The organism is Bradyrhizobium cosmicum, assembly GCF_032290525.1.
GTDB lineage: Bacteria > Pseudomonadota > Alphaproteobacteria > Rhizobiales > Xanthobacteraceae > Bradyrhizobium > Bradyrhizobium cosmicum_A.
Window position 1 is genome coordinate 344281 of sequence record NZ_JASXTA010000004.1, and the last position, 25974, is coordinate 370254.

Sequence of the window (25974 nt, forward strand, 5' to 3'; positions counted from 1 at the left end):
TTGAACCTGATCGCCCGTGTCGCGACTCAGAACCCGTAAAGCCGCGCCGGATTGTCGGCCAGGATCTTCTTGCGCACGTCCGCATCCGGCGCCCACACCGGAAGCTGGTTGAGCAGGCGGCCATCATCGATCTGGTAGAGCGGCGCGATGTCGGTGGCCTTGCGTCCCTCGACCCGGCTCGAATCCGGATGTGGCCAGTCGGTACCCCAGACGATGCGGTCCGCGTTCGCCGCGATCAGCGCCTGCGCGAACGGCACCATGTCCTGATAGTCGGGTGCAAGCTTTGAAGACCGGTAGGCGCCGGAGATCTTCACATAGGCCTTTCCGGACTTCACCAGCGCGACGAGATCGGAGAAGCCCGGCTGCTCCAGGCCGCGCGCGGCTTCGAGGCCGCCGAAATGGTCGAACACGACGGGCACCGGCGCCGTCTCGACGAGATCCTTGATCGCCGAGATCATGGCAAGCGTGGTGTAGAGCTGCACGTGCCAGCCGCGCGCCTTCATGCGCTCGACGGCGGCGGTGAAGCGCGGCCGGCCGACATTGGGATCGTTGACGCCGCCGGTCGCGAGATTGAGGCGGATGCCGCGGAAGCCGTCCTGGTGCATCGCGTCGAGCTGGGCCTCCGACGTCTTGTCGTCGATCACCGCGACCCCGCGCGCGGTTGTGCCGCGCGCCTTCATGCCGAACAGCGTCGAGGAATTGTCGGTGCCGTAGACACTCGGCGTGACGATCACCACGCGCTCGATGTGCAAAGCCTTGTGCAGCGCGGCCATTTCTTCGGGGCTCGCCGGCTCCGGCGTGTAGACGCGCCCGGCGAAGAACGGAAACTTTTCGACGTCGCCATGGATGTGCGTGTGGCAGTCGCAGGCATGCGCCGGGACGTCGAAATTCACCGGCATCGCGGGCTGCGCCGCGCGGGCCTGGGCTTTGCTGGTCATGGCTACTCCGGCGGCCAAAGAGGCAAGCAGGATGCTGCGTCGATTGAGCATAGTTTCTCTCCCGGTTTTATCGTTGCCGGAAGGATAGCATATTTCGCCCGTCGAGGGGGTGGTGGATGCCCTGTCCCGCAACCCGGCTGCGTCGCGTCGAGATACGAGGACCCGGGCACAGCAAATGCCGGCGAACGTCTACTGCCCCGACGGGGTGCGCAAACCGTGCCAGGCGTCGCGGACCTGCTGGTAGTGCACTTCGGGCAGGTAGTCCGGCGTGTTCAGGTTCAAGGTCTTGACGTCGAGATGGCCGACCGCGCTGAGCAGGGTGTAGGACGCGATCACGCGGTCCCGCAGCGCGCCGATCAGGCGGGCCTTGGCCTGGATCAGATCGGCCTGCGAGTTCAGCACGTCGACCGTCGTGCGCTGTCCGCCGGTGGCCTCGCGCTGCACGCCCTGGAGCGCGACGGTCGCCGCCTTCACCTCGGACTCCGAGGCCGAGACTGCGATCTTGGCACCTTCATTGGCAACCCAGGCACTGGTCGCTGCGGTGCGCGCCTGGTTGCGAATCTGATCGAGCACGAGCCGGCTCTGCGCCGTGATCTCCTTGGCCTGCCGGGTCTGTGCGGCGGCCTGGCCGCCGTCGTAGATCGGCGCGGTGACGTTGGCGACGATCGAGGCCTGGTCTTCGGCGAAAGTGCCGAGCGTCGGGTCGTTGTTGCGACTCTTGCTGGCGCTGCCCTGGACGCTGGCGCTCGGCAGCAGCGCGCCCTCGGCGATGCGGATGTTGGTGGAGGCGACATCAACGTCGAAGCCCGCCGCCATCACGGCCGGATGCTGGCGGATCGCCATCGTCAGCGCATCCTCGCGGCTCTTCGGCAGATAGCGGTCGACCACTTCGGCGGCCCGAAGCTGCGACGGAGCATTGCCGATCACCTGCGCGTACACCGCCTGGCTCACCGCCAGCGCGACTTCGGCGGCGTTGAGATCGGCAAGGCCGCGATTGAGACGCGCCTCGGCCTGGGCACTGTCGGTCGGCGTGACATCGCCGGCGTTGAGGCGGCGCTGGGTGACGGCGAGGGTCTCGCGCAGGAACGCGACGTTGGAACGTTGCGCCTCGACCAGCGACTGGTTGGCCAGCACGTTGGTGTAGGCGGTCACCGCGTCGAGCAGCACGCCCTGGCCCACGTTGCGCAGCGCCTCGCGGCCGGACTGCACCTGGAGTTCGGCGGCGCGCACGCTGTTGGCGGTGCGGAAGCCGTTGAACAGGGTCTGCGTCACGGTGACGCCGATGATCCAGGGTTTCAGGTTTCCGGTCTGGATGGTGTTGTCGGGCAGCAGGTTGCGCACCGATTGCAGGCCGGCGCTCAGGCTCGCCACGATCTGCGGCCGGTAGCCGGCGAGCGCCTGCGGCACGTTCTCATCCGTGGCGCGTTGCCGCGCACGCTCGGCATTGAGCTGAGGATTGGTCTGGTACGCCTTGGCGAGCGCCTCCGGCAGGGCTTCCGCCCATGCAGTGGAGGGCAGGGCGCAACAGAGCGCCAGCGCGGTCCATGTCGCAAGCACGGGACCTGCGCCCGATCGACGCCGCGTCATCACGCGACCAGCTCTGGCGGCACGCCCAATCATGTAATCCCGCTAAATCCCGGCTGTCCGCCCCCGCCGACGACGGCCCTCTTAACTGTTTAACCAGCCGAGGTCCCGCAGGCAAACTGCCGCGGGGAAAACCCCCATCTATTCCGTGCTTGTTGCAGGTCCGTCACAGCGGTTCTGCCGCGGAAGCGGCAGTGTCTTACACCAGCCTGACCGTTCGCCGGATTTACCGGTTCTTGTTCACCGGCTTGCGCTTCTCGATGAAGGCGGCCATGCCTTCGGAGCGGTCTTCCAGCGCGAAGGTTGCGTGGAACAGGTTGCGCTCGACGCTCATGCCCTCGGCGAGCGTGGTTTCGAAGGCGCGATTGACCGCTTCCTTGGCCATCGCGACCGCGGGCCGCGACATCGCGGCGATCTTCTCCGCCGCCGCCATCACCTCGTCCATGAGCTTGTCAGCGGGTACAATGCGGCTGACGAGGCCGCTGCGCTCGGCTTCCGCCGCATCCATCATGCGGCCGGTGAGGCAGAGGTCCATCGCCTTGGACTTGCCGATGGCGCGGGTCAGGCGCTGGGTACCGCCGATACCCGGAATGGTGCCGAGCGTGATTTCGGGCTGGCCGAACTTGGCGGTGTCGGCGGCGATGATGAAGTCGCACATCATGGCGAGCTCGCAGCCGCCGCCGAGCGCGTAGCCCGCGACCGCGGCGATGGTCGGCTTGCGGCAGCGCGCGAGGCGGTCGCCGCCAATCGCGGCGAAATCCTCGGAGAACATGTCGATGAAGCCCTTCGGCTGCATCTCCTTGATGTCGGCGCCGGCGGCAAAGGCTTTCTCGCTGCCGGTCACGACGATGCAGCCGATGGCATCATCGCTCTCGAGATCGTCGACGGCCGCTGCAATCTCGCGGAAGACGCCGAAGGAGAGCGCGTTGAGCATCTTCGGCCGGTTCAGCTTGATGATGCCGACCGCACCGATGCCTTCGACGATGATGTGTTCGAACGTGCTCATGCTCCACCCACGCGTTTGATTGGGCGGGCAATGTGCCCGCTGCCGCGGATGCCTTCAAGGGGGACCAAAGCTGGGAACGAGCCCGCCGGAACGCGCGGTGGGCGCGTTCCGGACGAGGTCCGCCGGACCAAAGATCAGGCCAAGATCCAGGCCGAGATCCAGGTCAAGATCCAGGCCGCGATTCAGGCCATGAACATCCGCGCCGCAGAGGCCAGCGTCAGCAGCGTGCCGACGCCGATGAAGATCTTGCCGATCAGGGAGCTCTGGTCCCAGGCCGAGTTCTGGCTGCTCGCCATGACCGGAGCCGGCCGCGGCTGCAGCTCGGTTGCAGCAATCACCGCCTTCTGCGGCGGCGGGCTGTCCTGTTGCAGCGCGCGGTCGATGTCGTTGAGCTGGTCGGGCTCGACGACCTGACTGTCGGCATTCGGGGCGGCGGTATTGTCGGCGGCGGCCTGCAAATTGTCGTTGGCGCGGCCCGTCATCGCGGAAGCCGCGGCAGCCGTCGGCGTGTCGGTGGCGGCAAGCTGCGCATTGGCGTTGGCGACTTGCGGCGGCATCTGGCTGGAGGCCAGCGCGTCGGTGTTGGCCTTCGCCTCGTCGGTCTTGGCCGCGGCGTCCTTCTCGGCCTTGTCGCCGGATTTCTGCACCGCCTTGCCGCTGTCGCCTTGGCGCGCGGTGTGGCGCCGCTGCTTGCTGGGCTTGACTGTGTCGGCCTGTTTGCCCGCGCTGTCCGATTTGCCGGCCGAGTTCGGCGCTGCCTGTACGGTGCCTCCGAACAGCAAGAAAAGCCCGGCAAGAAGGATCAATGCCGCGTGTCCGCTGGCTTTCATCATGTTGACGATCTCCCCAATTCCGCCCGTCCCGAGGGCGAACTGAGACCCCGGGGCGTGACCACAGCGGGGCAGAAAATGGGAATCTTCGGGCCAGACCGGGCAAAACCGCGGCAAATCATTTCGCAGGGGCCGGCCGCCGGGTGCGGAACGGACCGATCGGTGTTATGAGCCTCGAGGTTTTGCGGCTGCATCGGACAGTGAGGCGCCCATCGGATCACGAATTCGTGATCGAATGGATTCAGGCGTAACAAATTGAAAGAGCGGCCGAATTGCAATGGTGAGGGCGCGCGTGCGCGGACGTGAGGACGAGTGGACCGGCCTGATGCGGTCGGCCATGGCAGGCGATGACGCGGCCTATCATCGCCTGTTGAAGGCGGTCACGCCGGTGCTGCGCGCTGCCGCGAGGCGGGGCCTGGCGCGGGCCGGGCAGCCTCCCGATCAGGCCGAGGATATCGTGCAGGAGATTCTGTTGGCGGTGCATCTGAAGCGGCACACCTGGGACAGCGAAGCCCCGTTCGCCCCGTGGCTGTTTGCGATCGCCCGCAACAAGCTGATCGATGCGCTGCGGCGGCGGGGCAGGCGGATCTTCGTCAACATCGACGATTTCGCCGAAACGCTGCCGGGCGAGGTGCCGCAGGAGACGGCCTCGGCGAACGAGGTCGCCAGCCAACTCGGTACCCTGCCGCAGCGCCAGCGCGACGTGTTGCAGTCGATTGCGGTCGATAGCGCCTCGATCAAGGACACGGCGGCAAAATATGCGATGAGCGAAGGTGCGGTGCGGGTCGCGCTGCATCGCGGACTTGCGGCACTGACTGCCAAACTGCGGGACTAGTCATGGATACCGATCAACTCATTCGCACGCTCGCGGCCGACAACGCCCATCGGGCGCCGCGCGTCGGCGCCGTGCTGACCATGGCGCTGCTGGTCGCCGCACCCCTGTCGATCCTGATCTTCGCGACCTTTCTCGGCGTACGGCCTGACGTGATGAGCGCCATGCACAATCCGTTCTTCGACATGAAATTCGCGGTCACGCTGTCGCTCGCGATCCCGGCGATCATCGTCAGCCTGCATCTGTCGCGGCCCGAAGCCTTGATGCGCGGCTGGGGCTGGCTGCTGCTGCTTCCCGTCGGGCTGCTGGCGGTTGCGATCGGCAGCGAGGCGATGATGGCGCCGGCGATGCCGATGACGATGCGAATGGTCGGCAAGAACTCGCGGGTGTGCCTGTTTGCGATCCCGGCGATGTCGCTGCCGCTGCTTGCGGGCGCGCTGTTCGGCCTGCGCCACGGCGCGCCGTCGCGCCCCGCGCTGGCAGGGGCGCTCGCCGGCCTGGTCTCGGCCGGGCTCGCCGCAACGCTCTACGCCTCGCACTGCACCGACGACTCGCCGCTGTTCGTCGCGACCTGGTACACGACCGCGACCGCGCTCGTGACCGCGATCGGCGCTGCGGTCGGCTCGAGGGTCCTGCGCTACTGAAGTAGCCCGTGCAAGTTGCGGTACGTTGCGCATCCGCAACGTCCGGCTTCGACGGCCCCATCGCGCCTGCATTCATGAATGACGCTAATAGGCTCATGCGCTCGTGAACGGCTAATCCCGCTCACGTCGGGAAACTAACTTCGGCTGGACGATTTCTATCCGGGGCGTCGATGGACGCTGCTGTAGCGAGGGATATGCCCAGCCATGCGAAAACCCAGCGCGTTAGAAATGTCGCGGCGGAACCTCCTGATCGGAACCGCCACGACGGTTGCGATCGGAGCCGGCGCGCGAGCGGCCAGCGCTCAGAATTCCGCGACCGGACTCCCACTGCCTTCCGGGGAGGCCCCGGCGTCGGCAACGGTTTCCTTCAGCGTCAACGGCGAGGCCCGGGCGTTGAAGCTGGACACGAGGACCACGCTCCTCGATGCCCTGCGTGAACATCTTCATCTCACCGGCACGAAGAAGGGTTGCGATCACGGCCAGTGCGGCGCCTGCACCGTGATCGTCGGCGGGCAGCGCATCAATTCATGCCTGACGCTCGCGGTCATGCATGAGGGCGACAGCGTCACGACGATCGAGGGACTCGGCTCGCCGGAGCAGATGCATCCGATGCAGGCGGCGTTCGTCAAGCACGACGGCTTTCAGTGCGGCTATTGCACGCCGGGACAGATCTGCTCGGCGGTTTCAGTGCTCCAGGAGATCAAGGCCGGAATTCCAAGCCACGTCACCGCCGATCTCAACGCGGCGCCGCAACTGACGAACGCCGAGCTTCGCGAGCGCATGAGCGGCAACATCTGCCGTTGCGGGGCCTATTCCAACATTGCCGAGGCGATCACCGAGGTCGCCGGGAGGCCCGCATGAAGTCCTTTACCTATGAGAAGGCGAATTCGCCTGCGGCGGCGGCATCCGCGGCCGTCAGCAACGGCAATGCAAAATTCATCGCCGGCGGCACCAATCTGCTCGATCTGATGAAGCTCGAGATCGAGACACCGTCCCATCTGGTGGACGTCAACGGCCTCGGATTCGACAAGATCGAACCGACGCCCGACGGCGGACTTCGCATCGGCGCGCTCGTGCGCAACACGACGCTGGCTGCCGACGAGCGGATCCGGCGCGACTATGCCCTGCTGTCGCGCGCGCTGCTAGCCGGCGCGTCCGGACAATTGCGCAACAAGGCGACCACCGCCGGCAATCTGCTGCAACGGACGCGTTGCCCCTATTTCTATGACACCAACCAGAAGTGCAACAAGCGCAGCCCCGGCAGCGGCTGTGCCGCCATCGGTGGCGCAACCCGCCAGCATGCGGTCATCGGCGCGAGCGCCGCCTGCATCGCGACGCATCCGAGCGACATGGCGATTGGCATGCGTGCGCTCGATGCGACCGTGCAGACGGTTCGACCGGACGGCTCCATTCGGGATATCCCGATTGCCGATCTCCACCGTCTGCCGGGCGACACCCCGCACATCGAGACGACACTGGCGTCAGGCGAGTTGATCACGTCCGTGACGCTGCCAAGGCCGGTTGGCGGAACGCATATCTACCGAAAGGTCCGTGACCGCGCGTCCTACGCGTTCGCCTTGGTCTCGGTCGGAGCAATCGTCCAGCGCGACGGAACAGGGCGGGTCGCCATCGGCGGTGTTGCTCACAAGCCGTGGCGGGTCGAGGCGGCCGATGCCGAAATGCCGCATGGGGCCAACGCCGTTGCCACGCGCCTGCTCGAAGGCGCGAGGCCGACCAAGGAGAACGCATTCAAGCTCTCGCTGGTGGAGCGGACCCTTGGCGCAGTGCTGACCGAAGCGAAAGGCTGAGCCATGAAGTTCGACACGCCTGCGACCACCAATCCGATCGACCAGCTCAAGGTCATCGGTCATGCGACCAGCCGGATCGACGGTCCGCTGAAGACCACCGGACGGGCGACCTATGCCTATGAATGGCACGACGGTGTCGTGAAGCCTGCCTATGGCTGGATTGTGGGCTCGGCCATTGCCAAGGGCCGGATCCTGTCGATGGATCTGTCTCGTGCCAAGACCGCACCCGGTGTCTTCGCGATCGTCACGGCGGAGAATGCCGGCAAGCTCGACAAAGGCAATTACAACACGGCGAAGCTGCTCGGCGGGCCCGACATCGACCACTACCACCAGGCCATTGCGGTCGTCGTTGCCGAGACCTTCGAGCAGGCCCGGTCCGCGGCACAACTCGTCAAGGTCGACTACGCCGCGGCGAAGGGCTCGTTCGATCTGTCAGCCGGACGGGACGGTGCTGCAAAACCTCCCGGTCGCGGCGATGCCCAGTCAGACACGGCTGTCGGTGATTTTTCCGCTGCCTTCGCGTCCGCGCCGGTGCAACTCGATGCGAGCTACACCACCCCGGACCAGGCCCATGCGATGATGGAGCCGCATGCGTCGATGGCGGCGTGGAATGGCGACAAGCTCACGCTCTGGACCTCCAACCAGATGATTGCCTGGACCACCGGCGACGTCGCGAAGGCGCTCGGCCTGCCCAAGGAGAATGTCCGGCTGATTTCGCCATTCATCGGCGGCGGCTTTGGCGGGAAGCTGTTCCTTCGATCGGATGCGGTGCTCGCGGCGCTCGGCGCGCGTGCCGCCAACCGCCCGGTCAAGGTGGCTTTGCAGCGTCCGCTGATGTTCAACAACACGACGCATCGTCCGGCGACGATCCAGCGCATTCGCATCGGTGCCAACAGGGACGGCAAGATCACCGCGATCGGACATGAGAGCTGGTCGGGTAATTTGCCGGAAGGCAGGCCGGAGACGGCGGTTCAGCAGACCCGTCTGCTCTATGCCGGCGAGAACCGGATGACGGCGATGCGTCTTGCCATGCTGGATCTGCCCGAAGGCAACGCGATGCGCGCGCCCGGCGAGGCACCCGGCATGATGGCACTCGAGATCGCCATGGACGAGATGGCGGAGCGGCTGGGGATCGACCCGATCGAATTCCGCGTCCGCAACGATACCCAGGTCGATCCCGAGCATCCGAACCGCCCGTTCTCGCAGCGGCAGCTCGTCGAATGCATGCGGATCGGTGCGGAGCGCTTCGGCTGGAACAAGCGACATGCCGAGCCGGGCAAGCAGCGCGACGGCCGCTGGCTGATCGGCATGGGCATGGCTGCCGCATTCCGCAACAATCTTCTGATGAAATCGGGCGCTCGCGTTCGCCTCGATGGACAGGGACGCATAACCGTCGAGACCGACATGACCGATATCGGAACCGGCAGCTATACGATCATCGCCCAGACCGCAGCGGAGATGATGGGAGTGCCGCTGGAGAAGGTTATCGTACGACTGGGCGACTCGAGCTTCCCGGTATCCGCCGGCTCCGGCGGGCAGTTCGGCGCGAACAATTCGACCTCGGGCGTCTATGCCGCCTGCGTCAAGCTGCGCGAGGCGGTGGCGCAGAAGCTCGGCCTCAACTCCGCGGACGTTGCTTTCGCGAATGGCCAGGTGTCGTCGGGCAACCGCAGCGTTCCATTGGGGCAGGCGGCGTCGGACGGCGAACTGAAAGCCGAGGATTCGATCGAGTACGGCGATCTCGCCAAGACCCACCAGCAATCGACCTTCGGTGCCCATTTCGTCGAGCTCGGCGTCGACGTCGCGACGGCGGAAATCCGCGTGCGCCGGATGCTCGCCGTCTGTGCCGCGGGCCGGATTCTCAACCCGAAGACCGCACGCAGCCAGGTCATTGGTGCCATGACCATGGGCGTAGGAGCCGCGCTCATGGAGGAACTCGTCGTGGACAAGCGCGTCGGCTTTTTCGTCAATCACGACCTGGCCGGCTACGAGGTGCCCGTCCATGCCGACATTCCGCATCAGGACACGATCTTCCTCGACGAGACTGACCCGATGTCCTCGCCAATGAAGGCCAAGGGCATCGCTGAGCTCGGGATTTGTGGCGTCGCCGCGGCTTTGGCCAACGCCATCTACAACGCGACCGGCATAAGGGTGCGGGACTACCCGATCACGCTCGACAAGCTGCTGGACCACATGCCCGACGCCTGACGTCGTCCGCGGCCGTTGAGGTCAGGCTGCCGGCGTCGTGCTCTGCTGCATGCGGTGGAAGCGCAGCACCTGCTGCGCGGTCGAGCCGCGCAGAGCCTCGTAGGTGTCGCGCAGCGTCAGTATGTCGGTCTGCGAGCCGCCCGAGAGATTTTCCCGCATGGCGATGATCGCGCGCACGCTCGGCCATTGCATGCCCGCGACCTTGGCGAGGATCATCACGCCCTCGGTGCGGCTCTCGATCATCATGGCCTCGGCGGTCTCGACCGCGACGCCGGCGAGCGCCGCGAGTCCGGCATTGGTCTCGTCGAACTTGCCCTGCTCGGCGAAGGTTGTGACCTGGAATTCGTTGAGACGGCCGTCCTCGTGCAGCGACTTCACCAGCGCGCGTGCCATCTCGGTCTGCCTCGTCGTGGCAGCGGCGCGGACCCGCTGGGCCGCTTCCTGGACCACGCTGGACACTTCGTCGGCGAGCTCCGGATGCGCAGCCTCAAGCTTCCTGCGCACGCTCAATGACGCCTTCGCGACCAGCTTCAAATAGTGATGGCGCGGCAGGTCGGGCCGCACGCCGATGCAGGCGGCGAGTTCATCGTCGCGTTCGGCGCGCGTGACGAGGTCGGTGAGGCTTCCTTCGGAGAGCCGCGCGCCTGGATTACTGACGGTGGATTGCACCACGTCTTCGTTGCCGCGCGTCACCAGCACGTCGGTCAGCGCTTCCGACAGCACCCGGCGCAGCGAGATCGCCTTGAGATGCGCCTGGCCTCGCGTTCGCGCGATCTCGATCAGGGTCGCCTCGTCCAGCCGTTCCGACTTCGACAGCACGGGTCCTGCGACCTCGACGATCTCGTCGAGCGCGAGCGTGCGGATGATGTTCGGCGGCGCGGCCGCGATCGGCGCGAGGCGACCGGCGAGCAGCGCACGCGCCGACGTCTCGATCTTCTCGGTCAGGCATTGGAACACGTCGTCGAACACCTTCAGGTGCTCGTCGGAATAGTCCACTGCGTTGCCCACGAAGAGATCGGTGACCCGGCGCAGCGTCTCGACCCGGCGCGCAACGGTGCCGTTCGAGAGCGCGGCCTGCAATTCCTCCAGCAGGTTCTCGGATGGTTTGGCGGATTTGGATCTCATTGCCCTGTCCTGGAGCGTTCGGCCCGGCGGCGGATTCTCACGCGCCGGAAGAAAATGGATTGGTCAGCCCGTTGCAATTCGATCGCGCCCTTGCGCCTTGGCGGAATAGAGCGCGCGATCGGCGCGTGCGAGAAACGTGTCGGCAGTATCGTCGTCGCGCAGCGTCACGACGCCCGCGGAAATCGTCACCTGCATGCCCGGGGAAAATGCGCTCCAGTCGAGATCGGCGACGATGCCGCGCAACCGCTCGAGCATGCGCGAGGCGGCGTCGCCACCCGTACCGGGCAGCAGCAGCAGGAATTCCTCGCCGCCGTAGCGGCCGAAGCTGTCGGCCGGGCGGATATTGGCAAAAATGGTGATGGCGAAGGTGCGCAGCACCTCGTCACCGACGGGGTGGCCGTGGGCGTCGTTGATGCGCTTGAACCAGTCGAGGTCGATCAGCGCGATCGCGCAAGGTGCGGACGCCCGCCGGGAGTTCTCGATCTCGGCGTCGAGAAGCCGCATGATGCAGCGGCGGTTGTAGGAACCGGTGAGCTCGTCGAGCTCGGCCAGTTCCTCGATGCGCTGATAGGCGGCTTTGAGCTCGATGCTGCGGCGATACAGGATCTTGCGCAGGGTGGCGCCGAACAGGCCGAGGGTGGCGCACTGGCCGATCACCAGCACGAAGCACAGCATCGAGGCGGTCCGCTGCAGGCGGGTCGCGACGGGCAATCCGATCGGCAGATCGGAGGCCAGGAAGACGGTGGCGAGGCTCGCGGTCGCGATCGCCCACGTCAGCATCGCCTGGGCCGAGGTCATGCGAAGGGTGCCGAAAGCGAAGATCAGGAACAGCACGCTGATGAAGGCGACGCCGATGGTCGGCACGGACAGCAGGAACACGAACTGCAGCGCCATATGTGCCGAGATCTGGAACACGGTGAGATAGTGGTCGCTGAATCTGTCACCGACTCCGGCTTCCGACAGCACGGTGAAGGTGCCGATGATCAGCAGGCCGCCGAACCAGAACAGCGGGGCAACGTCGATCGAGATCGCGCCGTCAAAGGCGTAGAGCAACAGGACCGCGGCGGCGAGCGAGTAGCTTGCCACCTGGCCGACATACATCTGCCGGCGTTGTCGGACCCGGCGCGCTCGCACCGCGGGCGCAGCCGCGTCGGGCATGAGAACGAGATCCGCGACCTCAGCGGCATTCCTCTCCGGTAAGGACGTCGCGGCCGTGATCATTGTCCCGCCAATGGTGGATGTCAGCCCAAAAATCTACGTGCCAAGCCTTTAGGTTTGGTATCCTTTGAAACCGAATCCGAACGGTGCAGCGCAGAACAGGGTGATAGTGCCGGGCGGGCGGAATTTGCTGGCGATTAGGCATCGTTGGCGATGCGGTCGAGCCAAAGCAGGGCTTGGCGAGACATACGTCGCGCAGGGCTGCTATGGTTCCAGGCATTCGGCCGTTTGCGCCGGACCGCATTGCGCAGGAAAGTGCTTCACTACTATGTTACCGTTGTCGAGCGAGGCGGCCAACCGCCGCAGGTGGCAAAAGGAAAATTCGCGGATGTGGGGTAGATCACACAGGCCCCCGTACGACTGCGGTAGATTGGAGAATTTCGCTTCTCCCGTCGAACCGTCCGCCGCGTCGCCCCGACCAACTTTGCGAGACGGGCTTTGAGCGTGACACAGGCGGCTTCGGACGAGGTCCTGATCGCCAGGATCGCCCAAGGTGACCGGCTCGCGATGCAGGTGCTGTACGGGCGGCACCATGTCAGGGTTTACAGGTTCGGGCTGAGGCTCGTGCGCGACGAGCAGGCGGCGGAAGACCTCATCAGCGAGGTATTTCTCGACGTCTGGCGTCAAGCCGGCAAGTTTGAAGGCCGATCCGCCGTTTCCACCTGGCTGCTGGCAATCACCCGATTCAAGGCCCTGTCTGCGCTTCGGCGCAGGAAGGACGTTGGGTTGGACGACGAAGCCGCGAACGCGATCGAGGACCAGTCCGACGATCCGGAAGTCGCGGTGCAGAAGAAGGATACGAGTGAAGCGTTGCGGGAGTGTCTGACGGGCCTCTCGCCGGATCATCGGGAAATCGTCGATCTCGTCTACTACCACGAGAAATCCGTGGAGGAAGTGGCCGAAATCGTAGGCATCCCGGAGAACACCGTGAAGACGCGCCTGTTCTATGCGCGCAAGAAATTGGCCGAACTGCTGAAGGCAGCCGGCATTGAGCGAGGCTGGCCATGATGGCATTGAGCAAGAAGATGCTGGAGCACGAGCCCAGTGAAATTGAACTGCTGCTGCCTTGGCACGCTGCCGGCACGCTGAACGGGCGCGACGCCCGCCGCGTCGAGGAGGCGCTGGCGCGTGATCCGGAACTCGCCAAGCAATATGCCGTGATCCGCGGCGAGTACGAAGAGACTATTCATCTGAACGAGAGCCTGGGCGCTCCGTCGGCGCGCGCGATGCAGAAACTGTTCGCCGCGATCGACGCGGAGCCGGCGCGGGCAAGCACTTCGCTGCCGCTGTCGGCGCGCATCGCGACCTTCTTCTCGACCCTGTCGCCGCGCACGCTGGCCTGGTCGGCGAGCCTCGGTGCCATCGCGCTGCTGCTCCAGGCCGGCATCATCGGCGCGGTGCTAATGAAAACCCAGACCGCGACCTTCCAGACCGCTTCGCTGTCGGTTGGCGCGCCGATCACGCGCGAGCTTGGAGCCGCTGCGCCGTCGCGTGCGCTGGTGCGCTTCACGCCCGAGGCGCGCGTTGCCGACATCACGGCGCTGCTCGACAGCTACCAGGCGTCGATCATCGGCGATGCCAAGGGCGGCATGTTCCGTCTCCAGTTCGACAAGGCGATGAGTCAGGACGAACTCGCCTCGCTGCTCAGCAGGATGCAGCGCGAGAAGTTCGTCAATCTCGCCGTCGCGGCGCCGTAAGGCGCCTCTGCACCGATGACGCGCAGGTCCGAGAGTAAGGTACGAGCCGGGGCTTACGCTTCCTCGGTCGGGGCCGTGCTGCTGCTCGCCGCCTGTCTCGGCGTCGAGGTCGCGCAGGCGCAGGCGATCATGCGAACGCCAACGATCAGCGTCCCGACGCGCACGCCGACCATCTCTCCGAGCATCGCCGCGCGCGTGAGCCCCAGTGTCGGCGTGCGGGCCATCGGTGTCGCCCCCAGCCCGCGCGCGCCTGCCACGACGCCCCGGATCAGCGCGCGGATTCGGCCGACGCCGGTGCTGCCTTATGCGCGTTACTCGCCGAACCTCTATCCGGCCTGCACCGCGCCCTATCGCGATGCCGGTGGTGAATGCCTGGCGCAGCCGAACGCAGGCGGCGATGGCCCAGGCAAGCCGGGCAAGAAGAGCGCCGGCAGGGGGCGTGGCAACAGCACGCCTGCCGCTTTGAACCTGCGCACCTTCGCCGACGAATTCGTCGCCGAGATCGACGGCGCGCTGTCGGCGGCGGAGGCTGACGAGCTTGCCCGGCGGCACGGCTTGACGCGCATCGCTTCGGAAAATTTTCCGCTCGTCGGGGCCACGCTCGGCCTGTTCCGCATCACCGACGGCCGGCCGTATGAGACGGTGCGGCGCGAATTCGCCGCCGACGGCAGCGTTCGCTCGGTGCAGGCGAACTTCCGTTATGTGCTCCAGGACCAGAAGGCGACGACGCCGACCGAAGGCGATCCTGCGCAATATGCGCTGACGAAACTTCGCCTGCCGCAGGCGCATACGCTGGCGCATGGTGCCAACGTCACGGTTGCCGTGATCGACTCCGGTATCGACGCCAACCATCCCGAGCTCGCCAATTCCGTCGCCGACAATTTCGATGCGCTGGGCAGCCCCGAGGGGCCGCACGTCCACGGCACCGGCGTTGCAGGCGCCATCGTGGCGCATGCCAGGCTGATGGGCAGTGCGCCCGAGGCGCGCATCATCGCCATCCGCGCCTTCGGCGGCGCCACGGGCGGCGCCCAGAGCTCGTCCTACATCATCCTGCGCTCTCTGAATTACGCCGCCGAGCACGGCGCGCAGATCGTCAATATGAGCTTTGCCGGTCCGAAGGACGCGGTGATCGAGCGCGCCATCGCGGCGACCGCTGCGCGCGGCCTCGTGCTGATCGCGGCCGCCGGCAATGCCGGCGAGAAATCGCCGCCGCTCTATCCTGCTGCCAATCCCAACGTGATCGCGGTCAGCGCGACCGATCGGCAGGACAAGCTGTTCCCGGCGTCCAACCGCGGCAATTATATCGCGCTGGCGGCGCCCGGCGTCGACATCTTCGTGCCCGCGCCTGACGGCAAATATCAGATGACGTCGGGAACCTCGTTCTCGGCCGCCTATGTCTCCGGCGTCGCGGCGCTGCTGCTCGAGCGCAATTACACCTTGAAGCCGGAAGCGCTGCGCATGACGCTGGTGAAGACCGCGCGCGACCTCGGTTCACCCGGCCGTGATGATCTCTTCGGCGACGGCCAGGCCGATGCATTTGCCGCGGTGATGTCTGTTCCCGCCGACAGTGCGACGCCGGTTGCGGCAGCGTCCGGGACAACAAAACGTGAAGATGCGGGGAAGCGTCGCGAGGAGCCCGGCATCCGCGCAATTGAACAACCTTCTCTTTCGAGTGCCGGCGATAAATCCGCGATTTCTCAGGCGGATAGGCCGGCGACGCGATAGCGGCTGCGACAACTTTGCGCGCAGGCCAAAGCTCAAAAAATCGAACGCCGCTTTGAACGTTCGGCTTCCTGCCACGACCAAATTATGTGGGAGCGGTTATCCCTCCCCATCGGTCATATCAGGCGCGAGCGCCCATCCACCCCAAGCGCCCATATGGCTTGACCCGTCCGGTTGTCCCCCCGGACGGGTCTTTTCTTTTCGGCATCCGATTTCTTGAAGCGGCACACGAGATCAGCTTCCGGTTGAGGTGCGCGCCCGGGGTCGCCGTCATCTATCGGCCGGTGCGGCACACGTCCGCTATGCTTGTGCGAAGCTTGACACGGAAACCGCCGGAAACTCCGCACGACTACGGTGTTTTGTGGCGAGAGCTGTGTCGTTGCTGGACAAGTCAAAACTTTTCCACAAAATATTCAGGTCGCGTCTAAATTGATTCGTGTGCGTTGCGTCGCGTCCGTATTTTTCTCCTCGCGGGCAGGTTTATGACACATCGCCAAAGCGCGGCTGGTGGCCGCGACGTTGCAGCGCGCTGGTGCGCTCTCGCCGAACAGCGGCTGGAACATCTCTCCGAAATGTTCGAGACCGGACGCTGGCGCCGCTATCACTCCGAGATCGCATTCCTCGAAAACATCCAGGAAGCGAAGCGTGCCGTCCAGACCTGGCGCGCGCTCGCAACCGGTGGTGACGTAGCCGTGGCGGCCGCGAGTGTCTCGCCCGTATTCGGCTGGTCGCCGGCGACCATGCCCCGCGTGTTTCCGCGCGAGCAGCAGGCCCAGACCGTGCAGCCGAAGGCCGTTCATATTGCGCCCGAGAGGGCCGTGCCGGTCAGGCTCGATCCCAAGCCGGATGCGCTGGCCGAGGTGACCGAAGCCCCGCTTGCGCCGATCGCGCCGCCTGCTGCAGTCGCCTCGTTCACGGCGCCTGCTGCCCTCCCGCCGCTTAGGGCGCCCGCTGCGAGGGCGCCGCTGACCGCACCTGCCGTGAGGCCCCCGGTCGTCGCGCCCGCTGCAATGGCACCGTCCACCGCGCCTGCCGTGAGGCCGCCACTAACCACGCCCGCCGCTATGGCAACGCTCCTGCCGCAATTCGCCCCGCCGGCCGCCGAAATCGTCGCGGCCCCCGAACGCGTCGTCGAATTTACCTTCAGCCTCGACGGGCTGCAGGCGAAGTACCCGCTGCTGCGGAACGCGTTCTAAGGGATCACTTGCGGGCGACCATGCCTTCTCCAACCCCGTCATCCTGAGGTACGAGACACTTGGCGCAGCGCGCCGCGTGGGGAGCCTCGAAGGATGCACGGCCCATCTTCCGCCGCACGCACCTACCGCCGCACCGCATTTCCGCCGATCATCACCTGCGCAAAGCGTTGCGCGCCGTCGAACGACAGGTCCGAGGTCACCGCACGGGCGTGGTCGAGCCCGACCACGGCGCCGCGCGGGGTTTCCGAGATCATGTTGTTGTTGACGAGGGCGGTCCCTGCGCCGGGCACCACGGAGACGCCGACGCCCGCCAGGGCCTTGCGGATCACGTTGCCGGTGATTGCGATATCCCGCAGATATTTGCCCCAGCCGGCGACAATGCCGTAGGACGGCGCGTTCTCGATCACGTTGCCGGTCACCGATGTATCAGCCTCGATATAGATGCCGACGCCGGCATCGTCATCCGGCGCGGTGCCGATCGGCCGCTTCGGGATCAAATTGCGGATGATGTTGCCCTGGACCACGGCGATGCGGCCGCCTTCGTTGAAATTGCACACGGAGACGCCGACGGCGGCGCCGTCGACGGTGTTGTTGGCGATCACCGCGGCCTCGAACGCGAACTCGGAATAGAGCGCGACCTCGCGCACGTCGCTGACGCTGTTGCCTGATATTTGGATATTGGAGGCCGAGTTGCCGCGCACGGCGGAGTAATCGCAGTTCCTGATGCGGTTGCCGCGCACGATCACATTGCCGGCGCGGAAGGCGTTGATGGCGTTGCCGTACTGGCCGGAGCCGCCGGGGCCGGCCTTGACGTCCTCGATGCGGTTGTCGGCGACCAGCGTGCCGTCGTCGCCGATCGCGGTGCGCAGGATCTCGATGCCGTTGTCGTTGGTGCCGATGATGGTGTTGCGGGACACGCTCAGCCCCCTGGCGTCGAACGAGACTACCGCCGTCACCGCGATATCGGTGAAGATGTTGCCGGAGATGTCGCCCGAGACCTGCTCGAGCCAGATGCCGCTGCCGCCGGAGCCGGTGATCTCGCAATCGCTGATGCGGACGTCGCGCCCGCCGAGAACGTGAATCAATCCGCGTCGCGTCGGCAGCGGAATGCCGCCGCCGTCGAAGGTGATCCCGGTGAGGCCGATCGCATCGGAGCCGTCGCTCTGGATCGCCGAGGCTCCGCCGGTGAAAACGAATTTGGTCGCGCCGCGCACGCCGATCAGTTGCGCGCGGTTCGGCAGCCGCAATAGCCCGGTGCGATACACGCCCGGCGGCAGCGCCAGCGGCACCTGCACCCGCGCGGCCTCGTCGATCGCGCGCTGGAGCGCGCGGGTCTGGTCCTCGCTGCTGCCGGGCCGCACGCCATATTGCGTGGCATCGCGCCCGAGCAGGGATATCAGCGGCGCCGCGCGCGCGGCATCGGCCGGCATGGCCAGCGCGCCGGCGATGCCTGCGGTGGAAGCCCCGATGAGATGACGGCGATTGAGGTCCATGACGCGTCCTCCTGCGGACGCGGGAGGTCCGCGGGGATTAGGTAGCGCAGGGCGGCCGGGGCCGTGAGGATTGTTGGCGGTAGGGTTAAATGTTTACCGCAAAAGCAGCGCCGTAGGGTGGGCAAAGCGAAGCGTTCCCACCATTGTCACAACCAATGCGAATGCGTGGTGGGCACGGCGCAAATGCGCCTTTGCCCACCCTACGAACCCGGCGTGGCCCGCGCCTTCCGCGCCAATCCCACCATCTCCATCAGCATCGCTTCCCCCGCATCCACCAGCTCCTCCAGCGTGATCCGGGCTACGCCCTTGCGGCGCACCGCACCGCTGCGTGCCAGCAGCGGAATGTGGATGAACGCGGCAAGCAGCGGTCCGCCAGCCCTGACGTTCTCGATCGCGCGCCAGCTCAGATAATTGCAGAGATAGGCGCCGGCATCACGCGAAGAACGCGCGTCGATGCCGGTGAGGCGCGCGGCGCGCAGCAGCCTCGTTGTGTGCGGACCGAATGTCATCGCGTCCGCGTGGCCGGCGATGCCGCGCTTGCTCGAGCGGGTGTTGGCGGCATCTGGCCAGAGCATGGTGACGGCGTTGCGCGCACGGGTCTCGATGCGCAGGTAGGGCGTGCGTGCTGCGAGGCCGAACATTAGCAGCGCATCCGGTTTCTCTTTCGCGAGCACCTCCGGCAATTGCCGGTCGACCGCGGCATAGGTCACCGGAAAGATGTGGCTCGTGATCGCGACATCGTCGAGGGAGGGGCGACGCAGCCGCGCCAGCCGCGCGACCAGCGGCTGGGTCGGATTAAAGGGAGCGCCGGGGAACGGGCCGAAGCCGGTGAGGAGAATGCGGAGCCTTTCGCTCATTGCAGCAACTCCAGGATTTGCTCGGCGGCGAGCGCCGGCGTGAGATGGCCGTCGGCCACTTCAGCCTCGATCTTCCGGACCTTGCTCCGCACCGATGCCTCGCTGCGCAGCCGCGCCAGCATCCGCTGCTCCAGCATCGACCACATCCATTTCACCTGCTGCTCGCGGCGCCGCGCGGCGAAATCGCCGGATGCGTTCATCGCCTTGCGGTGATCCACGATTTTTTGCCAGAGCTCGGCGATACCGGTGCCGGCCAGCGCCGAATAGGTGATGACCGGTGGGTGCCAATGCTCGGAGCGGGGGCTGAGAATATGCAGCGCGCCGCGATAGTCGGCGGCGGTGATGTTGGCGCGCTTGAGATTGTCGCCGTCGGCCTTGTTGATGGCGATCATGTCGGCGAGCTCGACCAGGCCCTTCTTGATGCCTTGCAATTCGTCGCCGCCGCCCGGCAGCATCAGGGCGAGGAAGAAATCGGTCATGTCGCAGACCGCTGTCTCGGACTGACCGATGCCGACGGTCTCGACCAGCACGACATCGAATCCGGCCGCCTCGCAAAGCAGCATCGCCTCGCGCGTCTTGGCCGCGACGCCGCCGAGCGTGCCAGAGGACGGCGAGGGGCGGATAAACGCATCGTCGGACGCCGACAATTGCGCCATCCGCGTCTTGTCGCCGAGGATCGAGCCGCCGCTGCGCGCCGAGGACGGATCGACCGCCAGCACCGCGACCTTGTGGCCCTGTGCGATCAGATACGTGCCGAGCACATCGATGGTGGTGGACTTGCCGACGCCCGGCGATCCCGTGATGCCGACGCGAAACGCCTTGCCGGTGTCGGGCAGCAGCATCTGCACCAGCTCGCGCGCCAGCGACTGATGATCGCCGCGCCGGCTCTCCACCAGCGTGATCGCCCGCGCGAGAGCCGCGCGGCTGCCGGCGCGGAGGTCGCGGGCAACGGATTGAATGTTCAGCGAGGCCTTCTTCTCAGTCATGCCCTGCTTTACAACGCCCGGGCGGGGCAGGCGAGAGCCGCCCGCCCCATATCACCGGGATGTTGCTGCGGCCGCCTGCACTGGTTTCACCTTCCGCCATCCCCACACCATCACCGGCCAGAGCAGCGCGCCGATCGCCATGGCAGCGAGGATCGCGGCGACCGGCCGCTCGAAGAACGGCAAAATGCTGCCGTCGGACTTGATCAGCGAGGTGACGAAGGCCTGCTCGACCATGGTGCCCATGACGATGCCGAGCACCATGGCGGCGACGGGATAACCGTTGGCTTCCATGACGTAGCCGATCACGCCGAAGGCGGCGACGGTGACGACGCCGAACATGTTGTTGCCGATCGCGAACGAGCCGACCGCGCAGCACAGCATGATGATCGGCATGATGGAGGAGCGCGGCGCCAGCAGGATGTAGGCAGCGACGCGGATCATGGCGATGCCGAGCGGGATCATCATGATGTTCGCGATGATGAACATCAGGTAGATCGCGTACATGCTCGACGCCTTCTCGGTGAACAGCGTCGGGCCCGGATTGAGGCCCTTCATGTAGAGCACGCCGATCGCGATCGCCGCGATGGTGTCGCCGGGGATGCCGAACAGCAGCGACGGCACCCAGCCCGAGGCGATGCTAGCGTTGTTGCTGGCGCCGGCCTCGACCAGACCCTCGACATGGCCGGTGCCGAACTTCTCGGGTTCCTTGGAGAAGCGTTTCGACATCGCGTAAGACACCCAGGCGGCCATGTCGGCACCGGCGCCGGGCAGCACACCGATGATGATGCCGACGATATTCCCGCGCGTCATCTGCCAGTGATACTTCTTGGTCAGCTTCCACTGGCCGGCCATGATGCTTCCGAATTTTCGTCGCGGCAGCGGCGGCGGTTCCGGCGTCAGCATCGCGCGCATCACCTGCGCCACCGCGAACACGCCGACCAGCGCCGGGATCGGCTCGATGCCGCCGAACAGATCGGTGATGCCGAAGGTGAAGCGCGGCACGCCGCCGGGGTTCTCGATGCCGATGCAGGAGACCAGGAGGCCGAGGAACATGCCCGCGATCGCCTTCACCGGCGATGAGCGCGCGACCAAAGTGGCGCACATCAAGCCGAGCAGCGCCAGCCAGAAATATTCGAAGGTCGAGAACGACAGTGCGACCTCGGCGAGCGGTGGCGCCAGGATCATCAGCGACAGCACGCCGGCGATGCCGCCGACCGCGGAGAACCAGACGCCGGCGCCGAGCGCGAGCTCGGCCTGGCCCTTGCGGGTCATGGCATAGGCCTCGTCCGCGTAGGCGGCGGAGGCGGGTGTGCCGGGAATGCGCAGCAGCGCGCCGGGGATGTCGCCGGAGAAGATCGCCATCGAGGAGGCCGCGACGATGGTCGCGATCGCCGCGATCGGCGACAGGTAGAAGGTGACGGGGACGAGCAGGGCGGTCGCCATCGTCGCCGACAGGCCTGGCAGCGAGCCGATCACGAGCCCGTACACGGAGGCCGCGAACATCGCGATGATGACCTCCCAGGTGGAGATCAGGGCGAACGCGTCAATCAGGGTTTTCAGCATGGGATTACCAGGGCGTCGGCAGCAGGCCGGCAGGCAGCGGCACGCGCAGCAGCTTGCCGAAGATGAGGTGGATGGCGAACGGCGACAGCGCCGCGAGCGGCAGCGCCAGCTTCCCTTTTGCGCCAAGTGCGGTCGAGGTGACGTAGACCATGATCGCCGCGGTGATGATGAAGCCGAGCCGGTCCGCCGCGGCGACGTAGAACAGCAGCAGCGCCGGCGGCAGCAGCGCGCGCAGGCCGTAGAGCTTGCCCTGCGGCTGCTGCGCCGCCACTTGGCCGTCCTCGAGCGGGACCAGCTCTTGCTCCTCCTCGAAGGAGTGGCCGATGCCGAACACGATCGCGAGCCCGCACAGCGCGAGTCCGATGCCGATCACGAGCGGAAACACGTTGGGGCCGACCGGCTGCCCCGGCACCGGTGGCAAGATATAGCCGCCATAGGCGGCGGCTGCGCCCAGCACGACGAGGAACGATCCCGTGACGGAGTCGGGAAGACGCATGGGAGAAATCCTGTGAGAGAAGTTCCCCCTCGCCCCGCTTGCGGGGGGAGAGGGTTGGGGTGAGGGGCTCTCCGCGGGGATGGTGAGAGTTGGATTCGCGGATACTCCCCCTCACCCGGATCGCATCTGCGATGCGATCCGACCTCTCCCCGCAAGCGGGGCGAGGTGAAAACAATCACGCCTTGCTCAGGCCCGCGGCCTTCATCGCCTCGCCCATCTGGGCGTCGCCCTTGTCCATGAAGCCTGCGAAGTGAGCGGCATCGCCCCACACGGTGCCGAAGCCGCGATTGCTCATGAAGTCCTTGAACTCGGCGGAGTCGTAGACCTTCTTCAGTGCCGCCGTGAGCTTCGTTGCGAGCTCCGGCGGCAGGTTCTTCGGTGCGCCGATGCCGCGCCAGGCGCCGGTCGCGTAATCGATGCCCATCGCCTCCTTCAGTGTCGGCACGTCCTTGAAGATCGGATTGCGCGCCGGCGCCATGATGGCGAGGCTCCTGGCCTTGCCGGCCTCGATGATGGCGCGCGCTTCCGGCACCGAGCACGTCGTGAGGTCGAGGCCGCCGGCAGCGAGATCCTGCATCGCAGGCGCCGCGCCGTTCGAGGGCACCCAGGCGACCTGATTGGCAGGCAGGCCCATCGCCTGCATCCAGCCGACCAGCGCGAGGTGCCAGATGCCGCCCTGGCCGGTGCCCGACGCCTTGAACTTGCCGGGAGGCGCGGCCTTGATCGCCTCGGCGAGCTCCTTCACCGTCTTGTAGGGCGAGGAAGAGGAGACCTGGATGCCCGGCGGATCCTCGTTCATCAGCGCCAGCGGCGTGTAGCTCTTCGGCGTCAGGTCGGTGAGGCCCTGCCAGTGCATCATCGAGATTTCGACGGTGAGCATGCCGATGGTGTAGCCGTCCGGCTGCGCGGTCGCGATCGCGGTATGACCGACGACGCCGGAGCCGCCGGTACGGTTGACGACGTTGAAGGGCTGGCCGAGATCCTTCTCCAGCAGCGCTGCGACGATGCGCGCGGTCGCGTCGGTGCCGCCGCCCGCGCCCCAGGGCACGATCACGGTGACCGGCCGCGCTGGATAGGCTTGTGCGCGTGCGGGTGTGAGGCCGAACGCGGCGGAAGCCGCGACTGCTGCGGTCGAGGCCGCAAAGGTGCGGCGGGTGATCTTCTTGGACATCAATGCCTCCCAGCGGCGCCCGTGACACCGGGCGCTCTTGTCAGGCATTCTAGTCGGCTTTGCAGCGTCGCTGCAAGGTAGCGCTACCACAGCGTTGTGAGCAATGTGTCGCTGCTCAAACCATGGTCACTGCGGCTCGTCGGCGTCGGATCCGCCTTGCGCGAGGCGGCGGACTCGGCCGCATTCTTGTTGAGCCACTTCCTGCCTTCGGCCAGGCAATCGGCCGCAAGTGCCGCGTCCGCCTTGATCCTGTCGTCGAGGAAGATTCGCGCCTCGATGCTCTTGGTCTTGACGATGGCATCCGGGGGGTCGCCGGCACACGAAGGTGAGGTTTGAATGATGGTAAGGACCGCAAGGAAGATCGCAACGGCATGCTCGAGCAACCCCGCGCGTACCGTTGCACGATGAAATGTCACGTTGGCCCCCATGAACGGCGGCGGAATTACTCCGCCGCCTCGCTATGGCCGAGCCGGGCGTTCAGCTTGCGGATCAGTTCCTCGGCGGCTTCCGCGATGACGGTACCCGGCGGGAAGATCGCCTCGGCGCCGGCCGCATACAGCGCGTCGTAGTCCTGCGGCGGCACCACGCCGCCGATGATGATCATGATGTCGTCGCGGCCCTGCTTCTTCAGCGCGGCCTTCAATTCCGGCACGGCGGTGAGGTGGGCTGCGGCGAGCGAGGAGACGCCGAGGATATGGACGTCGTTCTCGACCGCCTGTCGCGCGGCTTCATCGGCTGTTGCAAACAGCGGCCCGATGTCGACGTCGAAGCCGATGTCGGCGAAGGCCGATGCGATCACCTTCTGGCCGCGGTCGTGGCCGTCCTGGCCGATCTTGGCGACCAGGATGCGCGGGCGGCGGCCTTCGGCCTCCTCGAACGCATCGATCAGCGCCTGAACCTTTTCGACCTGGTTGCCCATGGTGGACGCCTCCCGCTTGTAGACGCCGGTGATGGACTTGATCTCGGCGCGGTGCCGGCCGAACACCTTCTCCATCGCGTCCGAGATTTCGCCGACTGTCGCCTTCGCCCGTGCCGCGTCAATGGCGAGCGCGAGCAGATTGCCATTGCCTTCGCCGGCCGAGCGCGTCAGCGCGGCGAGCGCGGCGTCGACGTCCTTCTGGTTGCGCTCGGATTTCAGCCGCGTCAGCTTGTCGATCTGCAAGCGCCGGACATTGGTGTTGTCGACCTTGAGAATGTCGATCGGGGCCTCGTCCGTCGGCTTGTACTTGTTGACGCCGATCACCGCCTGCCTGCCGGCATCGATGCGCGCTTGGGTCTTGGCCGAGGCCTCCTCGATGCGCAGCTTGGGCACGCCGGCCTCGATGGCTTTCGCCATGCCGCCGAGCTCCTCGACCTCCTGGATGTGGCTCCAGGCTTTCGCCGCGAGGTCGCGCGTCAGACGCTCGACGTAATACGAGCCGCCCCAGGGATCGATGATCCGGGTGGTGCCGCTCTCCTGCTGGAGGAAGAGCTGGGTGTTGCGGGCGATGCGCGCCGAGAAATCGGTCGGCAGCGCCAACGCCTCGTCGAGCGCGTTGGTGTGCAGCGACTGGGTGTGCCCTTGCGTCGCCGCCATCGCCTCCACCGTCGTGCGCATCACGTTGTTGAACACGTCCTGCGCGGTCAGCGACCAGCCCGAGGTCTGGCTGTGCGTGCGCAGTGACAGCGAGCGCGGGTCCTTCGGATTGAACGGCTTCAGCAGCTTCGCCCAGAGCAGACGGGCGGCGCGCAGCTTGGCGACTTCCATGAAGAAGTTCATGCCGATCGCCCAGAAGAACGACAGGCGCGGCGCGAAGCGGTCGACGTCGAGACCGGCCGCAAGACCGGCGCGCAAGTACTCGACACCGTCGGCGAGCGTATAGGCGAGCTCGAGGTCCTGCGTCGCGCCGGCCTCCTGCATGTGATAGCCGGAGATCGAGATCGAATTATACTTCGGCATCTTCTGCGAGGTGTAGGCGAAGATGTCCGAGATGATCCGCATCGAGGGCGCGGGCGGATAGATGTAGGTGTTGCGCACCATGAACTCTTTCAGAATATCGTTCTGAATGGTGCCCGAGAGCTTCTCCGGCGGCACGCCCTGTTCCTCGGCAGCCGCGACGTAGAGCGCGAGGATCGGCAGCACCGCGCCGTTCATCGTCATCGACACGCTCATCTGGTCGAGCGGAATGCCTGCGAACAGCGTGCGCATGTCGTAGATGGAATCGATGGCCACGCCGGCCATGCCGACGTCGCCGCCGACGCGCGGATGATCGCTGTCATAGCCGCGATGGGTGGCGAGATCGAACGCCACCGAGAGGCCCTTCTGTCCGGCCGCGAGATTGCGGCGGTAGAACGCGTTGGAATCCTCCGCCGTGGAGAAGCCGGCATATTGCCTGACGGTCCAGGGCTGGTTGACATACATGGTCGGGTAGGGGCCGCGCAGGTACGGCGCGATGCCCGGATAGGTCTCGAGGAAATCGAGCCCGGCAACATCCGCCTCGCCATAGGCGGGCTTCACCAGAATGCCCTCGGGCGTCAGCCACGGCTCGGCACTGCCGCTTGGTGTGGCGGTGGTGGCACGCTCGAACGCGACCTCGGCGAAATTGGGAATGCGGCTCATG

General features: G+C 66.2%; 22 protein-coding genes and 1 pseudogene. 9 read left to right on the forward strand and 14 right to left on the reverse strand.

Annotated features, from left to right (window positions below; genetic code table 11):
- Window positions 1-26: 26 nt before the first annotated feature.
- From QSV46_RS10055 to QSV46_RS10070, 4 genes are all read right to left on the reverse strand, one after another.
- Window positions 27-989: an amidohydrolase family protein gene (locus QSV46_RS10055; protein ID WP_314949833.1), complete on the reverse strand. Its 963-nt coding sequence runs from the start codon at window positions 987-989 to the stop codon at window positions 27-29.
- Between the two features lie 138 nt (window positions 990-1127).
- A complete protein-coding gene (locus tag QSV46_RS10060) occupies window positions 1128-2558 on the reverse strand; it encodes a TolC family outer membrane protein (RefSeq protein WP_409997161.1) in 1431 nt (476 codons plus the stop codon).
- 190 nt (window positions 2559-2748) lie between these two features.
- Entirely contained in the window at window positions 2749-3528 is a 780-nt protein-coding gene (locus tag QSV46_RS10065; protein WP_314949836.1) for an enoyl-CoA hydratase, read from the reverse strand.
- A 182-nt stretch (window positions 3529-3710) separates the two neighbouring features.
- Entirely contained in the window at window positions 3711-4361 is a 651-nt protein-coding gene (locus tag QSV46_RS10070; RefSeq protein WP_314949837.1) for a hypothetical protein, read from the reverse strand.
- A gap of 289 nt (window positions 4362-4650) precedes the next feature.
- On the opposite strand from QSV46_RS10070, the gene QSV46_RS10075 reads away from it, so the two are divergent.
- The 5 genes from QSV46_RS10075 (at window position 4651) to paoC (ending at window position 9850) form a co-directional block, all read left to right on the forward strand.
- Window positions 4651-5193 carry a sigma-70 family RNA polymerase sigma factor gene (locus QSV46_RS10075; protein WP_314949838.1) on the forward strand — a complete coding sequence of 181 codons (543 nt, stop codon included), beginning with the start codon at window positions 4651-4653 and terminating at the stop codon, window positions 5191-5193.
- A gap of 2 nt (window positions 5194-5195) precedes the next feature.
- Window positions 5196-5834 (forward strand): DUF1109 domain-containing protein, encoded by a 639-nt coding sequence (locus QSV46_RS10080; RefSeq protein ID WP_314949839.1) that lies wholly within the window; start codon window positions 5196-5198, stop codon window positions 5832-5834.
- A 204-nt stretch (window positions 5835-6038) separates the two neighbouring features.
- Window positions 6039-6695: an aldehyde dehydrogenase iron-sulfur subunit PaoA gene (gene paoA / locus QSV46_RS10085; RefSeq protein ID WP_314949841.1), complete on the forward strand. Its 657-nt coding sequence runs from the start codon at window positions 6039-6041 to the stop codon at window positions 6693-6695.
- Window positions 6692-7642, forward strand: coding sequence for a xanthine dehydrogenase family protein subunit M (locus QSV46_RS10090; protein ID WP_314949842.1), 951 nt, complete (start codon window positions 6692-6694; stop codon window positions 7640-7642). The genes paoA and QSV46_RS10090 overlap by 4 nt, the downstream gene beginning before the upstream one ends.
- Before the next feature lie 3 nt (window positions 7643-7645).
- Window positions 7646-9850, forward strand: coding sequence for an aldehyde oxidoreductase molybdenum-binding subunit PaoC (gene paoC / locus QSV46_RS10095; RefSeq protein WP_314949844.1), 2205 nt, complete (start codon window positions 7646-7648; stop codon window positions 9848-9850).
- 21 nt (window positions 9851-9871) lie between these two features.
- Here paoC and QSV46_RS10100 read toward each other — a convergent pair whose 3' ends face one another.
- Both QSV46_RS10100 and QSV46_RS10105 read right to left on the reverse strand, forming a co-directional pair.
- Window positions 9872-10975 carry a DUF2336 domain-containing protein gene (locus QSV46_RS10100; protein WP_314949846.1) on the reverse strand — a complete coding sequence of 368 codons (1104 nt, stop codon included), beginning with the start codon at window positions 10973-10975 and terminating at the stop codon, window positions 9872-9874.
- Window positions 10976-11038: 63 nt separating this feature from the next.
- Window positions 11039-12196, reverse strand: a complete 1158-nt coding sequence (locus QSV46_RS10105) for a GGDEF domain-containing protein (protein WP_314949847.1) — start codon at window positions 12194-12196, stop codon at window positions 11039-11041.
- A 435-nt stretch (window positions 12197-12631) separates the two neighbouring features.
- Here QSV46_RS10105 and QSV46_RS10110 point away from each other — a divergent pair, with 435 nt between their 5' ends.
- The 4 genes from QSV46_RS10110 to QSV46_RS10125 all read left to right on the forward strand — a co-directional run bounded on the left by QSV46_RS10110 (window position 12632) and on the right by QSV46_RS10125 (window position 16808).
- Window positions 12632-13201: a sigma-70 family RNA polymerase sigma factor gene (locus tag QSV46_RS10110; RefSeq protein ID WP_314949849.1), complete on the forward strand. Its 570-nt coding sequence runs from the start codon at window positions 12632-12634 to the stop codon at window positions 13199-13201.
- Window positions 13198-13890, forward strand: a complete 693-nt coding sequence (locus QSV46_RS10115; RefSeq protein WP_314949851.1) for a hypothetical protein — start codon at window positions 13198-13200, stop codon at window positions 13888-13890. The genes QSV46_RS10110 and QSV46_RS10115 overlap by 4 nt, the downstream gene beginning before the upstream one ends.
- 15 nt (window positions 13891-13905) lie before the next feature.
- Entirely contained in the window at window positions 13906-15615 is a 1710-nt protein-coding gene (locus tag QSV46_RS10120) for a S8 family serine peptidase (protein WP_314949853.1), read from the forward strand.
- A 479-nt stretch (window positions 15616-16094) separates the two neighbouring features.
- Window positions 16095-16808, forward strand: coding sequence for a TIGR03809 family protein (locus QSV46_RS10125; RefSeq protein ID WP_314949855.1), 714 nt, complete (start codon window positions 16095-16097; stop codon window positions 16806-16808).
- Between the two features lie 122 nt (window positions 16809-16930).
- On the opposite strand, the gene QSV46_RS10130 is transcribed toward QSV46_RS10125, so the two are convergent.
- From QSV46_RS10130 to scpA, 8 genes and pseudogenes are all read right to left on the reverse strand, one after another.
- Window positions 16931-18301 (reverse strand): TIGR03808 family TAT-translocated repetitive protein, encoded by a 1371-nt coding sequence (locus QSV46_RS10130; protein ID WP_314949856.1) that lies wholly within the window; start codon window positions 18299-18301, stop codon window positions 16931-16933.
- A gap of 200 nt (window positions 18302-18501) precedes the next feature.
- Window positions 18502-19158 carry a pyroglutamyl-peptidase I gene (locus QSV46_RS10135; protein WP_314949857.1) on the reverse strand — a complete coding sequence of 219 codons (657 nt, stop codon included), beginning with the start codon at window positions 19156-19158 and terminating at the stop codon, window positions 18502-18504.
- Window positions 19155-20144, reverse strand: coding sequence for a methylmalonyl Co-A mutase-associated GTPase MeaB (gene meaB, locus QSV46_RS10140; RefSeq protein ID WP_314949858.1), 990 nt, complete (start codon window positions 20142-20144; stop codon window positions 19155-19157). Before meaB ends, QSV46_RS10135 begins: the two co-directional genes overlap by 4 nt.
- 51 nt (window positions 20145-20195) lie before the next feature.
- Complete coding sequence (locus QSV46_RS10145) at window positions 20196-21707, reverse strand: tripartite tricarboxylate transporter permease (protein WP_314949860.1); 1512 nt, start codon at window positions 21705-21707, stop codon at window positions 20196-20198.
- Window positions 21708-21711: 4 nt separating this feature from the next.
- A complete protein-coding gene (locus QSV46_RS10150) occupies window positions 21712-22203 on the reverse strand; it encodes a tripartite tricarboxylate transporter TctB family protein (RefSeq protein WP_314949861.1) in 492 nt (163 codons plus the stop codon).
- Window positions 22204-22378: 175 nt separating this feature from the next.
- The gene (locus tag QSV46_RS10155; RefSeq protein WP_314949863.1) at window positions 22379-23374 is read right to left on the reverse strand and encodes a tripartite tricarboxylate transporter substrate binding protein; all 996 of its coding nucleotides are present in this window, start codon (window positions 23372-23374) and stop codon (window positions 22379-22381) included.
- A gap of 146 nt (window positions 23375-23520) precedes the next feature.
- Window positions 23521-23736: pseudogene (locus tag QSV46_RS10160) on the reverse strand (hypothetical protein); the annotation flags it as partial.
- Between the two features lie 80 nt (window positions 23737-23816).
- Window positions 23817-25973: a methylmalonyl-CoA mutase gene (gene scpA / locus QSV46_RS10165; protein ID WP_314949865.1), complete on the reverse strand. Its 2157-nt coding sequence runs from the start codon at window positions 25971-25973 to the stop codon at window positions 23817-23819.
- Window position 25974: the final 1 nt, after the last annotated feature.

Coding starts and splice junctions, on each gene's coding strand:
- QSV46_RS10055 (WP_314949833.1), bottom strand. CDS start 989: ATGCTCAATCGACGCAGCATCCTGCTTGCCTCTTTGGCCGCCGGAGTA.
- QSV46_RS10060 (WP_409997161.1), bottom strand. CDS start 2,558: ATGATTGGGCGTGCCGCCAGAGCTGGTCGCGTGATGACGCGGCGTCGA.
- QSV46_RS10065 (WP_314949836.1), bottom strand. CDS start 3,528: ATGAGCACGTTCGAACACATCATCGTCGAAGGCATCGGTGCGGTCGGC.
- QSV46_RS10070 (WP_314949837.1), bottom strand. CDS start 4,361: ATGATGAAAGCCAGCGGACACGCGGCATTGATCCTTCTTGCCGGGCTT.
- QSV46_RS10080 (WP_314949839.1), top strand. CDS start 5,196: ATGGATACCGATCAACTCATTCGCACGCTCGCGGCCGACAACGCCCAT.
- paoA (WP_314949841.1), top strand. CDS start 6,039: ATGCGAAAACCCAGCGCGTTAGAAATGTCGCGGCGGAACCTCCTGATC.
- QSV46_RS10090 (WP_314949842.1), top strand. CDS start 6,692: ATGAAGTCCTTTACCTATGAGAAGGCGAATTCGCCTGCGGCGGCGGCA.
- paoC (WP_314949844.1), top strand. CDS start 7,646: ATGAAGTTCGACACGCCTGCGACCACCAATCCGATCGACCAGCTCAAG.
- QSV46_RS10100 (WP_314949846.1), bottom strand. CDS start 10,975: ATGAGATCCAAATCCGCCAAACCATCCGAGAACCTGCTGGAGGAATTG.
- QSV46_RS10105 (WP_314949847.1), bottom strand. CDS start 12,196: ATGATCACGGCCGCGACGTCCTTACCGGAGAGGAATGCCGCTGAGGTC.
- QSV46_RS10115 (WP_314949851.1), top strand. CDS start 13,198: ATGATGGCATTGAGCAAGAAGATGCTGGAGCACGAGCCCAGTGAAATT.
- QSV46_RS10120 (WP_314949853.1), top strand. CDS start 13,906: ATGACGCGCAGGTCCGAGAGTAAGGTACGAGCCGGGGCTTACGCTTCC.
- QSV46_RS10125 (WP_314949855.1), top strand. CDS start 16,095: ATGACACATCGCCAAAGCGCGGCTGGTGGCCGCGACGTTGCAGCGCGC.
- QSV46_RS10130 (WP_314949856.1), bottom strand. CDS start 18,301: ATGGACCTCAATCGCCGTCATCTCATCGGGGCTTCCACCGCAGGCATC.
- QSV46_RS10135 (WP_314949857.1), bottom strand. CDS start 19,158: ATGAGCGAAAGGCTCCGCATTCTCCTCACCGGCTTCGGCCCGTTCCCC.
- meaB (WP_314949858.1), bottom strand. CDS start 20,144: ATGACTGAGAAGAAGGCCTCGCTGAACATTCAATCCGTTGCCCGCGAC.
- QSV46_RS10145 (WP_314949860.1), bottom strand. CDS start 21,707: ATGCTGAAAACCCTGATTGACGCGTTCGCCCTGATCTCCACCTGGGAG.
- QSV46_RS10150 (WP_314949861.1), bottom strand. CDS start 22,203: ATGCGTCTTCCCGACTCCGTCACGGGATCGTTCCTCGTCGTGCTGGGC.
- QSV46_RS10155 (WP_314949863.1), bottom strand. CDS start 23,374: ATGTCCAAGAAGATCACCCGCCGCACCTTTGCGGCCTCGACCGCAGCA.
- scpA (WP_314949865.1), bottom strand. CDS start 25,973: ATGAGCCGCATTCCCAATTTCGCCGAGGTCGCGTTCGAGCGTGCCACC.